Here is an 11,921-nt window from a genome sequence, read left to right on the forward strand (position 1 = left end):
CCCCGGCGCCTGAGTCCGTCGACGGCGGCGCGGCGGGGGGGGCGCCGACGCCGGTACTGCGGCCGGGGCCGGGCCGGTACCGGGCGTCGGGGTGGTGCAGGGGTCGGGGTCGTCGGGTGGGAGGTTCAGCGTTTGGCGACGAACACGTGGGAGGCGACGTCCGCCTCCAGCTCCGCCGCCTCGCCGCCGCTGCCCACGAGGACGCCGCCCGCCGCCTCCGTCACGCTCACCACGGAACCGGGCTGCACGCCCGCGCGGCGCAGCGTGTACATCAGCTGGGCGTCCGTCTGGATGGGCTCGCCGATCCGGCGTACGACCACGGTCTTGCCCTCCGTGCCCGGGTCGAGGTCGGCGAGCGACACCATGCCCTCGTCCAGGAAGGGGTCCGCGCCGTCCTTCTCGCCCAGCTCCTCCAGGCCCGGGATCGGGTTGCCGTACGGCGACTCGGTGGGGTGGCGCAGCAGTTCCAGGACGCGGCGCTCGACCGCCTCGCTCATCACGTGCTCCCAGCGACACGCCTCCGCGTGCACCTGCTCCCACTCCAGGCCGATCACGTCGACGAGCAGACACTCCGCGAGGCGGTGTTTGCGCATCACGCGCGTGGCCAGCCGGCGGCCCTCCTCGGTCAGCTCCAGGTGGCGGTCCGCGGCGACGGCCACCAGGCCGTCGCGCTCCATGCGCGCGACCGTCTGGCTCACCGTGGGGCCGCTCTGGTCGAGCCGCTCCGCGATCCGGGCGCGCATGGGGACCACACCTTCCTCCTCCAGCTCGAGGATGGTGCGGAGATACATCTCCGTCGTGTCGATCAGTCCGGACATACGTGCCCCTCGATGAGATCCAGCCGGAGGCTTCGACGGCCGTACCCGGCGTGCTGCGGCGTGCTGCGCTGGCCCTGGACCCAATTCTTACGCATCCGACCGACAACCGGGTGGTGCCGGGGGAACGACGGCGGTATGACTCGCGCCGGGTGGCCGATTTGTGACCCCGCGCCCCTTTCCCGACGGGTGGCGGGGACCATCGCCCACCCGCGGCCGTATTGACACCTCACTGGTCCAGACCTTTAACGTGATCCGCGACACTCGGGACTCGCAGAAGGTGAAGGGGTCGGCGCATGGGACTGGACGGCGGCACGGCGGGTGGGCGGTTCCTCGACGCGGCGATCGGGCTGCTGGAGCGGGTACGGGACGAGGAGGGGGAGCAGGTCGTCGCGGCCGGCGAGATGATCGCGGACACCGTGGTCGAGGGCGGTCGCCTCTTCGCGTTCGGGGCCGGACACTCCTCCCTCGCCGCCCAGGACCTCGTCTACCGGGCCGGCGGCCTCGCCCTGATGAACCTGCTGGCCGTCCCCGGCACGCTCGGCGTCGACGTACTCCCCGCCACGCTCGGGTCGGCGCTGGAACGGGTCGACGGACTGGCCACCGCCGTCCTCGACCACAGCCCGCTGCGCGCCGGTGACCTGCTCGTCGTGATCTCGCTGTCGGGCCGCAACGCCCTGCCCGTGGAGATGGCCGCGCACGCCAGGCAACGCGGGGTGAAGGTCATCGGCCTCACCTCCGTCGCCTACGCCACGGCGACGACTTCACGCCACTCCTCCGGCACCTTCCTCAAGGACCACTGCGACCTCGTCCTCGACTCGAAGATCGCGGTCGGCGACGCCGAACTCACCCTCGACACCATCCCCGCCCCCTTCGCCCCGGCCTCCACCGTCGTCACCTCCGCGATCCTCCAGTCGGTCATGGCCACCGCCGCCGCCTCCCTCGCGGACCGGGGCGTCGAACCGCCCCTGCTCCGCTCCGGGAACGTCGACGGCGGCCTCGACTGGAACGACCGCATCATGCGGGAGTACGGCGATCGCATCTTCTACCTGCGCTGACTGAGCACCCGGGTTCGTGGGAACGTTGAGAAGGGTGAGGAGGAAATCCGGCGTACAACGATTTCGTCCACATCTTGCGTGAACCAGATGTGGGCTGGATCACGTTCGAGTTGAATGATGGCCAGTGAGCGAACCGACGCGCCGTACATGCCGTACACGCGGACGCAACGCAGCCTGCAGGGGGTTCAGGTGAGTGCTTCCCGGCGTCGTGGGACCACCGACGCGCTCGGACCCGACGAGCCCGAGCGGACCGGTCCGACGGACGAGAACACGAAGGACGCCAACGACACCAAGGACACCGACGACATCGAGGGCACGGTGAACACCGAGGACACCGAAGGCACCGGGGAATTCACGGACTCCGGTGGCTCGGATCTCCTCGCCGCCCTGCTGGACGGCATGGACGCCGCCCTCTGCGCCTTCGACGCCGACGGCGTCGTCACCCACTGGAACCGCGAGGCCGAACGCATCCTCGGCTGGAGCGCCCAGGAGGCGGTGGGCCGCCGCGGGTTCGCCGGATGGGCCGTACGGACCGCCGACGCCGAGGAGGTCGAGGGGCGGCTGATGGCCGCCATGCACGCCTCCGGCCGGCAGGTCCACGAGTTCGCCCTGGTCACCAAGGACGGCGGACGCGTCCTCGTACGCACCCAGTCCGCCGCCGTACGCGGCACCGACGGCAAGCCCGCCGGCCTGTACTGCGCCTTCAGCGAGGTCCACGCCCAGATCGACCTGGAGCGGTCCATCGCCCTCAGCGAGGCCCTCTTCGAGGACGCCTCCTGGGGCGTCGTCCTCGTCGACGCCGACCTGCGCCCCGCCGTCGTCAACGCCCACGCGGCCCGTTCCCTCGGCATCGGCCGCACGGCCGTCCTCGGGCGCCCCCTCGGCGAACTGCTGGCCCAGGGCGTCGAGGAGCTGGAGAGCGCCCTCACCCACGTCCTCGCCGAGGGCGCCCCGCCCGCGCCCGCCGAGATCTGGGTGGGCGTGCGCACCCCCGACGGCGAGAAGCGCAGGTGCTGGCGCAGCGGCTTCCTGCGCCTCGCCTCGCCGCTGGCCGAGGAACCCGTTCCCCTGGGCGTCGGCTGGCTCTTCCAGGACGTCACCGAGTCCAAGCAGACCGAGCAGGAGGCCGCGCAGCTCCGCTTCCGCGTCAACCAGCTCCACCGGGCCGCCCGCGCCGCCGCCGAGTGCGAGGACCCCGGCGAGGCCGCCACCGTCCACCTCGACTTCGCCCTCGCCGGCTTCGCCGACCACGCCCTCATCGACCGTGTCTCCGGCGGCTCCCTCACCGACGGCGAAGGCCCCGCCCGCCTCGTCCGCGCCGCCGCCACGCCCACCGGCCGGCCGGGCCCCAGCCACCTCGCCGGCCACGCCGGCATCCCGGTCCGCTACGGCCCCGGCCACCCCGCCCTCCAGTGCGTCGACCGGGCCGGTTCGGTGCGCGCCAGCGCCGGTACGGCCACCCCGGAAGCGGCCCGCGAGTGGGCCACCGGGCGCCAGTGGCCCCCGGAGACCGTGCACGCCCTCTGCGCCGTCCTGCGCAGCCGCGGCCGCACCCTCGGCGTGGTCACCTTCCTGCGCACCGCCGGCCGTACCCCCTTCGAACGCGGCGACGCGGTCTACGCCGAGGACGTCGCCGTCCACATCGCCGCGGCCCTGGACCTGGAGGCCCTGGAGCGGTCCTCGGAGTAGCGCGGTGGGCGGCGCGGCAGGGCGGGAAAGGGCTCGCGTCCGCTCGGCGGACCGGCGGAGAATCACGCCATGTCTGTCATCCACCGCACCTGGCTCAAGCCCACCAAACTCGAACTCCTGACCTCATGGCTGCCCACCCGCCCCTGGTACGCGGGCGGCCCGGACGCCCCGGTGCTCGCCAAGGCCGGCGGCTTCCGTCTGGACGACCCGGAGGGCGAGGTCGGCATCGAGTTCATGGTCGCCACCGACACCTCCGGCCCCGCCCCGGTGCACTACCTGGTCCCCCTCACCTACCGGAGCGCCCCGCTCCCGGGCGCCGACCACGCCCTCGTCGGCACCCTGGAACACGGTGTCCTCGGCAAGCGCTGGACCTACGACGGCTGCCACGACCCGGTGCTGCTCACCCAGCTCCTGGCCCTGTTCGAGGGCCGCGCCGAACCCCAGGCCCAGAGCGTCTCGGACACCCCGGACCACGAGATCACCCACTCCTACGCGGGTGACGCCCCCCTCTCCACGGCCGACGCGCGCGCCACGGACACCCCCGAGGCCACCGAGCTGCCGCTCGCTCCCGCCCCCACCGTCCTGCACCTGAACCGCGTCCTGCGGCCCGGCTCCCTCGACCTGCCGGCCGCCGCGAAGGGCCAGGTCACCGGCCACTGGACCCTGCCGGACGAGACCCGGGTGCGCGGGGTCCTCGCCGTGCTGCGGTGATCGCTCGGCAATCCACCCGGAAAATCACTTGAGCACCGTCGCCACGGTTTCTAATGTGGTGCCCACGCCGAAAGGAGGTGATCGGGTACATGTATGAAACCCGGACGCGCGAGGTGGCTGCGGGCTAGCGCCCGTCACCATTCTCAGTGCGGTGTCGGACCCGCGTGTGCTCTGTACACGCAGCCGGCCCAATCTCAAGCAGTCACCCGACCCGCAGACTCGCCGGTACGTCCGGCCGGCTTCTTCGCCCTTGGGCGGAGGGACCCAGAGTCTGCGGGTCGTCTGCGTTTCGTAGGGCGCAGTATGCTTTCACCATGCTTCCGATACTCGTTCGACGCCGGCACGTGGACTACGCGCGCGTCACGAGCATGGGCTGTCGGCCTTCCGTCTGACCTCGCCGCCCGCCCCAGCCCTTTCTCCTCCTCGGACGCATCCCATGACGAACACAGCGACGGCCTCGTCGTACCCCCAGCTGCCCATCATCGATCTCTCCGCCGCCGATCGTGGACCCGAGGCGCGGGCGCTGTTGCACGCGCAGTTGCACAGTGCCGCGCACGACGTGGGGTTCTTCCAGCTCGTCGGGCACGGGGTGGGTGAGGACGAGATCGCGCGGCTCACCGGCGCCATGCGGGAGTTCTTCGCCCTGCCCGAGGCCGAGCGGCTCGCCCTCGACAACGTCAACTCGCCGCACTTCCGGGGGTACACGCGGACCGGGGACGAGCGGACGGGCGGGAGCCGGGACTGGCGGGACCAGCTGGACATCGGGGCCGAGCGGGCCGCGCGCGTCCCGGGGGACGGTGAGCCCGCCTACTGGTGGCTGCAGGGGCCCAACCAGTGGCCCGGCTCCCTGCCGGGGCTGCGGGACGCCGCCCTCGCGTGGATCGACCGGCTCAGCGCCGTGGCCCAGCGGTTGCTGCGTGAGCTGCTGGTCTCCATCGGGGCTCCCGCCGATTTCTACGACCCGATCTTCGGGGAGCGGGCGCATCCGCATCTGAAGCTCGTGCGCTACCCCGGCAGTGCGGGGGACGGCGCCGATCAGGGGGTGGGGGCCCACAAGGACTACGGGTTCCTGACGCTGCTGCTGCAGGACCAGGTCGGTGGGCTGCAGGTGGAGCGCGCGGACGGGCTGTTCCATGACGTGCCGCCGATCCCGGGGGCGTTCGTCGTGAATCTCGGGGAGCTGCTGGAGGTGGCGACCAACGGGTACCTGCTCGCCACCCGCCACCGGGTCGTCAGTCCGGCGGGGGCGACCGAGCGGTTCTCGGTGCCGTTCTTCTACAACCCCCGGCTCGACGCGCGGGTCGAGCCGCTCGTCTTCCCGTACGCGTCCGTCGCGCCCGGGGTGACCGACGATCCGGGGAACCCGCTGTTCGCGGAGTACGGGTTCAACGAACTGAAGGGGAAGCTGCGGGCGCATCCGCTGGTCGCGGAGCGGCATCACGCGGGGCTGCTCAGCCCCGCGTGACCTGAGCCGGATCCGCTAGTCGGCGATGTCCTCGTACCCGGCGATCTCCTGCGGGCCGCGCGCGGGCGGGCCCACGTAGCGGGCGGAGGGGCGGACGAGGCGGCCGGTGCGCTTCTGTTCGAGGATGTGGGCGGACCAGCCCGCGGTGCGGGCGCAGGTGAACATCGACGTGAACATGTGGGCCGGGACCTCGGCGAAGTCGAGGACGATCGCGGCCCAGAACTCGACGTTCGTGGCGAGGACGCGGTCGGGTCGGCGGGCGTGGAGTTCGGCCAGGGCCGCCTTCTCCAGGGCCTCGGCGACCTCGAAGCGGGGGGCGCCGAGGTCGCGGGCGGTGCGGCGCAGGACGCGGGCGCGGGGGTCCTCGGCGCGGTAGACGCGGTGGCCGAAGCCCATGAGGCGTTCGCCCTTGTCGAGGGCCTGTTTGACGTAGGCGTCGGCGTCGCCCGTGCGTTCGATCTCCTCGATCATGCCGAGGACGCGGGAGGGGGCGCCGCCGTGGAGGGGGCCGGACATGGCGCCCACGGCGCCGGACAGGGCCGCCGCCACGTCCGCGCCGGTCGAGGCGATGACGCGCGCGGTGAAGGTGGAGGCGTTCATGCCGTGCTCGGCCGCCGAGGTCCAGTAGGCGTCGACCGCCGCGACGTGCTTGGGGTCGGGTTCGCCGCGCCAGCGGATCATGAAGCGTTCGACGACGGACTGGGCCTTGTCGATCTCGCGCTGCGGGACCATGGGGTGGCCCTGACCGCGGGCGGACTGGGCGACGTAGGACAGGGCCATCACGGCGGCGCGGGCGAGGTCGGCGCGGGCCTGCTGCTCGTCGATGTCCAGGAGGGGCTTGAGGCCCCAGACCGGGGCGAGCATGGCCAGCGCGGACTGGACGTCGACGCGGATGTCGCCCGAGTGGACGGGGATGGGGAACGGCTCGGCGGGCGGCAGGCCGGGGCGGAAGGCACCGTCGACGAGCAGGCCCCAGACGTTGCCGAAGGAGACGTGGCCGACCAGGTCCTCGATGTCGACGCCGCGGTACCGGAGCGCGCCGCCCTCCTTGTCCGGTTCGGCGATCTCCGTCTCGAACGCGACGACTCCTTCGAGCCCGGGTACGAAGTCGGACATCAGGCGGCTCCTCTTGATGCGGGCGACAGGGGGTTCCAAAACCATACGCCTGAGTGCCAGGTTTGGGGAGAGTCCGCGGCACTCAGTGCCACTTCTCCACCGGCGGCCGTTGATACGGCAGGATGACCATGTGAACGATCACGACCCCGCCGTCATGCGCAAGCAGTACCGCGCCGACGGCCTCGACGAGAGCGAGCTGGCCGGCGACCCGATGGAGCAGTTCGCGCGGTGGTTCGGGCAGGCCGCGCGGGAGGGCGCGGTCTTCGAGCCGAACGCCATGGTCGTGTCGACGGCGGACGCCGAGGGGCGGCCGAGTTCCCGTACGGTGCTGATGAAGGCGTACGACGCGCGGGGCTTCGTCTTCTACACGAACTACGGCTCCCGCAAGGCCCGGGACCTGGCGGACAACCCGCACGTCTCGCTGCTGTTCCCCTGGCACGGGATCGCCCGGCAGGTGATCGTGACGGGTACGGCGCGGCGGACCGGGCGGGACGAGACGGCGGCGTACTTCCGGACGCGACCGCATGGTTCACAGCTGGGCGCGTGGGCCAGCGCGCAGTCCTCGGTGATCTCCTCACGGGTCGAACTGGACGCCGCCTACGAGGAGTTGCACGCCCGCTATCCGGAGGGCGAGCAGGTGCCGGTGCCGCCGGACTGGGGCGGTTTCCGGGTGACGCCGCAGGCGGTGGAGTTCTGGCAGGGGCGGGGGAACCGGCTGCACGACCGGCTGCGGTACACGGCGGAGCCGGACGGGTCGTGGCGGGTGGAGCGGCTCAGCCCGTAGGGGTCAGCCGAGGGCCTCGTCCAGCAGGGCCGCCCACTGGTTCACGACCCTGTCGCGGCGACCGGTGTCGTCGGTGAGGAGGTTGGCGAGGCCGAGGCCGCGGGCCATGTCGAGGAGGCCCTGGACGGTTTCGCGGACGCCGGGGACGGTCTCGTCGGCGCGCAGGAGTTCGACGGCGATGCGGTGGGTCTCGCGGCCGACGCGGGCTTCGAGTTCGGTGACGCGCAGGCGGAGCTGCTCCTCGTTGGAGGCGGCGACCCAGAGGTGGAGGGCGGCGCGGAAGAGGGGGCCGGTGAAGAGGTCGACGACGGCGGCGACGACGGCCCGGCGGTCGGCGGGTCCCTCGGGGAAGAGGGCGCGCAGGGCGAGGGAGCGCTCCTCGGCGACGTACTCGACGGCGGCGGTGAAGAGGTCCTCGCGGGTGCGGAAGTGGTGCTGGGCGGCGCCTCGGGAGACACCGGCGCGCTCGGCGACGACGGAGACGGTGGAGCCGGCCCAGCCGTGTTCGGCGAGGCAGGACACGGCGGCTTCCAGGAGCCGCTTGCGGGTGACCCGGCTGCGGTCCTGCTTGGGGCCCCGGTCCGCCACCGTGGCGGGTTCGGCGTCGATGTCCGTGCCGGTGCCGGTCTCGGTGCCGGTCACAGTTCCGGTGTCGGTGTCGGTGTCGGTCTCGGTTCCGGTGTCGGTCTCGGTTCCGGTCTCGTCGGATGTGCCCACCGCACTCACAGCACCCATCCCGGTTCCCTTCTTTCGAGGAAGGCCGTCATGCCCTCGCGGGCGTCGGCGGAGGCGAACAGCCGGGACGAGAGCCGGGTCAGTTCGCCCGCGTCCCGGTCGAAGTTCTCCAGCACCTTAGTCGTGAGCAGCTGTTTCGCCTCCGCCAGGGCCCTCGGTGAGGCCCGGCGCAGTCCGTCGAGGACGGGTTCGAGTACGGCGTCGACCTCGGCGCCGGCGTCGGTGATCAGCCCGATGCGGGCGGCTTCGGCGGGGCCGAACTTCTCGCCGGTGAGGTAGTAGCGCGCGAGGGCGCGCGGGTCGGTACGGGGGCGCAGGGTGAGGGAGATGACGGCGGGCGCGACACCGATGCGGACCTCCGTGAGGGCGAAGGTGGCCTCGGGTCCGGCGGCGGCGATGTCGCAGGCCCCGAGCAGGCCGAGCCCGCCCGCCCGGACGTGCCCGGTGACGCGCGCGACGACGGGCTTCGGCAGCTGCAGGAGCTGCCGGAAGAGGTCGACCAGGGCTTGCGGGTCGGGCGGGTCGCGCAGGTCGGCGCCGGCGCAGAAGGTGTTGCCGGTGTGGGTGAGGACGACGGCCCGTACGGCGTCGTCCTTGCCGCACCCGTCCAGGGCGTCGCGGAGTGCGGCGACGAGGGCCGCCGAGAGGGCGTTGCGGTTGGCCGGGGAGTCGAGGGTGAGGGTGGTGATGCCCCGGTGGTGCGCGGTGCGTACGAGGGGTTCGGTGTCCGTCACAGGCGCTCCCTGAGTTCGCGGCGGAGGATCTTCCCGGAGGCCGCGCGGGGCACGGCGTCGATGAAGGTGACGTGGCGGACGCGCTTGTAGGGGGCGACGCGTTCGGCGACGTACATCATGATCTCGCCCTCGGAGAGTTCACGGTCGGTGGGGCGGCGGACGACGAAGGCGTGCGGAACCTCGTTGCCGTCGTCGTTGTAGTGGCCGATGACGGCGGCGTCGGCGATGCCGGGGTGGGTGACGAGGAGGGCTTCGAGTTCGGCGGGGGCGACCTGGAACCCCTTGTACTTGATCAGTTCCTTGACGCGGTCGACGACGTACAGCCAGCCGTCGGCGTCGGTGTGGCCGATGTCGCCGGTGGAGAGCCAGCCGTCGGCGTCGATCATGTCTGCGGTGGCCTGGGGGCGGCCCAGGTAGCCCTTCATGACCTGGGGGCCCCGGATGACGATCTCGCCCGGTTCGCCGGGGCCGAGGTCCTTGCCGGGGTCGTCGAGGGAGACGATCCGCATCTCGGTGCCGGCGATGAGCCTGCCGACGGTGCCGGGGGGCGCGGAGGCGGCCCGGTCGAGGGGCACGATGTGGGAACAGGGGGACAGTTCGGTCATGCCGTAGCCCTGGACGACGGGCGGCAGGCCGAGGCGGGCGGAGCAGGCGGCGGCGAGCTTCGCGTCGAGGGGTGCGGCGGCGGAGAGGATGTGCCGGACCGTGGAGAGGTCGTGTCGTTCGGCCGCCGGGTGCTTGGCGAGGGCGAGGACGATCGGCGGGGCCACGTAGAGGTGGGTGATGCGGTGCCGGACGATCGCGGCGAGGTAGCTCTCCAGGTCGAAGCGGGGCAGGACGACGACCGTGGCACCGAGTCGCAGCGGGGCGTTCATCAGGGCGGTGAGCCCGTAGATGTGGAAGAACGGCAGGACGGCGAGGATGCGGTCGCCGGGGCCCGCCGGCATGACCGGTTCGAGCTGGGCGAGGTTGGTGGCGATGGACCGGTGGGTGAGCATGACGCCCTTGGGGACGCCGGTGGTGCCGGAGGAGTACGGCAGGACCGCCACGTCCGTGCCCGGGTCGATGTCGACGGCCGGTTCGGGTGCCGCACCGGCGAGCATGTCGATCAGTGAGCGGTGCCCGGGGGCGCTGTCGCAGACGAAGATCTCCCGTATGCCGCCGACGCGTTCGGCGGCGGCGCGGGCGGTCTGCAGCAGCGGCGAGACGGTGACGATCCAGCTCGCCCCCGAGTCCCGCAGCTGGGTGGCCAGCTCGCCGGGGGTGGCCAGCGGGTGCGCGGTGGTGACCGTGGCGCCCGCGCGGGTGGCCGCGTAGAACGCCGTCGGGTAGGCGATCGTGTTGGGGCTGTGCAGGGCGAGGACGTCGCCCTTGCGGACGCCCGCCTCGGCGAACGCGGCGGCGAGGCGCCGGTGGAAGCGGTCCACCTGCTCGTAGGTGAGGGTCGTGCCGTCGACGCCGTCGATCAGCGCGGGCAGGTCGCCGAACTCGGCGGCACGGGCCAGTACGGCGTCGTGGATGGGGAGTTCGACGGGTGGGACGTCTGCGTACTCGCTGCGGAACATGGTTCCTCCTCGTGCGCTCCGGCTCGTGACGCCGCGCTCCGGCGACGTGGGGCGGCGCCCGGCGGCTCAGTACGACTTCGGCAGGCCCAGGGTCTGGTGGGAGACGTAGTTGAGAATCATCTCCCGGCTCACCGGCGCGATACGAGACACGCGCGCCGCCGTTATCAGCGAGGCGAGGCCGAACTCGGCCGTGAGGCCGTTGCCGCCGAGGGTGTGCACGGCCTGGTCGACGGCCTTCACACAGGCCTCCCCCGCCGCGTACTTGGCCATGTTGGCAGCCTCGCCGGCCGCCACGTCGTCGCCGGCGTCGTAGAGGTGGGCCGCCTTCTGCATCATCAGGCGGGCCAGTTCGAGTTCGATGTGGGACTGGGCGAGGGGGTGGGCGATGGCCTGGTGGGCGCCGATGGGCTGCCCCCAGACGGTGCGTTCGCGGGCGTAGTCGACGGCCCGGGCGAGGGCGTACCTGGCCATGCCGATCGCGAAGGCGGCGGTCATGATCCGCTCCGGGTTGAGGCCGGCGAACAGCTGGAGGAGACCGGCGTTCTCGTCGCCGACCAGGGCGTCGGCGGGGAGCCGGATGTCGTCGAAGGTCAGCTCGAACTGCTTCTCAGCGGCGCGGAGTTCCATGTCGATCGGGCGGTACGCGAAGCCGGGGGTGTCGGTGGGGACGATGAAGAGGCAGGGCTTGAGGGTGCCGGTGCGGGCGTCCTCGGTGCGGCCCACGACGAGGACGGCGTCGGCCCTGTCGACGCCGGAGATGAAGACCTTGCGGCCGGTGAGCAGCCAGTCCCCGGTCTCGTCCCGGCGGGCCGTGGTGGTGATGCGGTGGCTGTTGGAGCCGGCGTCGGGTTCGGTGATGCCGAAGGCCATGAGGCGGGTGCCGTTCGCCAGCACGGGCAGCCAGGCCTGTCGCTGGGCCTCGGTGCCGAAGCGGGCGATGACCGTGCCGCAGATGGCCGGTGACACGATCATCATGAGCAGGGGGCAGCCCGCGGCGCCGAGTTCCTCCAGGACGATGGAGAGTTCGGCGATGCCGCCGCCTCCGCCGTCGTACTCCTCGGGGAGGTTGACGCCCAGGTAGCCGAGTTTGGCCGCCTCGGACCAGAGTTCGTCGGGGTGGCGGCCCTCTTTGTTGATCGTGGTGATGTAGTCGCGGCCGTAGCGTTTGCCGAGGGCGGAGACGGCGGCTCGGAGGGCTTTGTGCTCTTCGGATTCGAGGACCGGGGACATGTGAGGGCTCCTAAGGGGG

General features: G+C 72.3%; 11 protein-coding genes. 5 read left to right on the forward strand and 6 right to left on the reverse strand.

Features of this window, described 5'->3' with window-relative positions; genetic code table 11:
- Window positions 1-125: 125 nt before the first annotated feature.
- Complete coding sequence (locus H4687_RS20965; RefSeq protein WP_005486189.1) at window positions 126-818, reverse strand: metal-dependent transcriptional regulator; 693 nt, start codon at window positions 816-818, stop codon at window positions 126-128.
- Window positions 819-1,111: 293 nt separating this feature from the next.
- Between H4687_RS20965 and H4687_RS20970 the strand changes: the two genes are divergently transcribed.
- The 4 genes from H4687_RS20970 (at window position 1,112) to H4687_RS20985 (ending at window position 5,738) form a co-directional block, all read left to right on the forward strand.
- Window positions 1,112-1,873 carry an SIS domain-containing protein gene (locus tag H4687_RS20970; protein ID WP_046914953.1) on the forward strand — a complete coding sequence of 254 codons (762 nt, stop codon included), beginning with the start codon at window positions 1,112-1,114 and terminating at the stop codon, window positions 1,871-1,873.
- Between the two features lie 189 nt (window positions 1,874-2,062).
- Window positions 2,063-3,562, forward strand: coding sequence for a PAS domain-containing protein (locus H4687_RS20975; protein WP_046914962.1), 1,500 nt, complete (start codon window positions 2,063-2,065; stop codon window positions 3,560-3,562).
- Between the two features lie 69 nt (window positions 3,563-3,631).
- Window positions 3,632-4,273: a maltokinase N-terminal cap-like domain-containing protein gene (locus tag H4687_RS20980; protein ID WP_046914954.1), complete on the forward strand. Its 642-nt coding sequence runs from the start codon at window positions 3,632-3,634 to the stop codon at window positions 4,271-4,273.
- A gap of 436 nt (window positions 4,274-4,709) precedes the next feature.
- Window positions 4,710-5,738 (forward strand): isopenicillin N synthase family dioxygenase, encoded by a 1,029-nt coding sequence (locus H4687_RS20985; protein ID WP_046914955.1) that lies wholly within the window; start codon window positions 4,710-4,712, stop codon window positions 5,736-5,738.
- 15 nt (window positions 5,739-5,753) lie between these two features.
- Here H4687_RS20985 and H4687_RS20990 read toward each other — a convergent pair whose 3' ends face one another.
- Entirely contained in the window at window positions 5,754-6,854 is a 1,101-nt protein-coding gene (locus H4687_RS20990) for a citrate synthase 2 (RefSeq protein WP_046914956.1), read from the reverse strand.
- A 154-nt stretch (window positions 6,855-7,008) separates the two neighbouring features.
- Between H4687_RS20990 and pdxH the strand changes: the two genes are divergently transcribed.
- Window positions 7,009-7,638, forward strand: a complete 630-nt coding sequence (gene pdxH, locus H4687_RS20995) for a pyridoxamine 5'-phosphate oxidase (RefSeq protein WP_046914963.1) — start codon at window positions 7,009-7,011, stop codon at window positions 7,636-7,638.
- Window positions 7,639-7,641: 3 nt separating this feature from the next.
- Here pdxH and H4687_RS21000 read toward each other — a convergent pair whose 3' ends face one another.
- The 4 genes from H4687_RS21000 to H4687_RS21015 all read right to left on the reverse strand — a co-directional run bounded on the left by H4687_RS21000 (window position 7,642) and on the right by H4687_RS21015 (window position 11,902).
- The gene (locus H4687_RS21000) at window positions 7,642-8,364 is read right to left on the reverse strand and encodes a TetR/AcrR family transcriptional regulator (protein ID WP_233443363.1); all 723 of its coding nucleotides are present in this window, start codon (window positions 8,362-8,364) and stop codon (window positions 7,642-7,644) included.
- Window positions 8,361-9,107: an enoyl-CoA hydratase family protein gene (locus H4687_RS21005; protein WP_046914957.1), complete on the reverse strand. Its 747-nt coding sequence runs from the start codon at window positions 9,105-9,107 to the stop codon at window positions 8,361-8,363. The genes H4687_RS21000 and H4687_RS21005 overlap by 4 nt, the downstream gene beginning before the upstream one ends.
- A complete protein-coding gene (locus H4687_RS21010; protein ID WP_046914958.1) occupies window positions 9,104-10,672 on the reverse strand; it encodes a 4-coumarate--CoA ligase family protein in 1,569 nt (522 codons plus the stop codon). Before H4687_RS21010 ends, H4687_RS21005 begins: the two co-directional genes overlap by 4 nt.
- A 66-nt stretch (window positions 10,673-10,738) precedes the next feature.
- Complete coding sequence (locus tag H4687_RS21015; RefSeq protein WP_046914959.1) at window positions 10,739-11,902, reverse strand: acyl-CoA dehydrogenase family protein; 1,164 nt, start codon at window positions 11,900-11,902, stop codon at window positions 10,739-10,741.
- Window positions 11,903-11,921 lie beyond the last annotated feature (19 nt).

The organism is Streptomyces stelliscabiei, from assembly GCF_014873495.1.
GTDB classification, from domain to species: Bacteria; Actinomycetota; Actinomycetes; order Streptomycetales; family Streptomycetaceae; genus Streptomyces; species Streptomyces bottropensis.

Coding starts and splice junctions, on each gene's coding strand:
- H4687_RS20970 (WP_046914953.1), top strand. CDS start 1,112: ATGGGACTGGACGGCGGCACGGCGGGTGGGCGGTTCCTCGACGCGGCG.
- H4687_RS21010 (WP_046914958.1), bottom strand. CDS start 10,672: ATGTTCCGCAGCGAGTACGCAGACGTCCCACCCGTCGAACTCCCCATC.
- H4687_RS20965 (WP_005486189.1), bottom strand. CDS start 818: ATGTCCGGACTGATCGACACGACGGAGATGTATCTCCGCACCATCCTC.
- H4687_RS20980 (WP_046914954.1), top strand. CDS start 3,632: ATGTCTGTCATCCACCGCACCTGGCTCAAGCCCACCAAACTCGAACTC.
- H4687_RS20990 (WP_046914956.1), bottom strand. CDS start 6,854: ATGTCCGACTTCGTACCCGGGCTCGAAGGAGTCGTCGCGTTCGAGACG.
- pdxH (WP_046914963.1), top strand. CDS start 7,009: ATGCGCAAGCAGTACCGCGCCGACGGCCTCGACGAGAGCGAGCTGGCC.
- H4687_RS20985 (WP_046914955.1), top strand. CDS start 4,710: ATGACGAACACAGCGACGGCCTCGTCGTACCCCCAGCTGCCCATCATC.
- H4687_RS21015 (WP_046914959.1), bottom strand. CDS start 11,902: ATGTCCCCGGTCCTCGAATCCGAAGAGCACAAAGCCCTCCGAGCCGCC.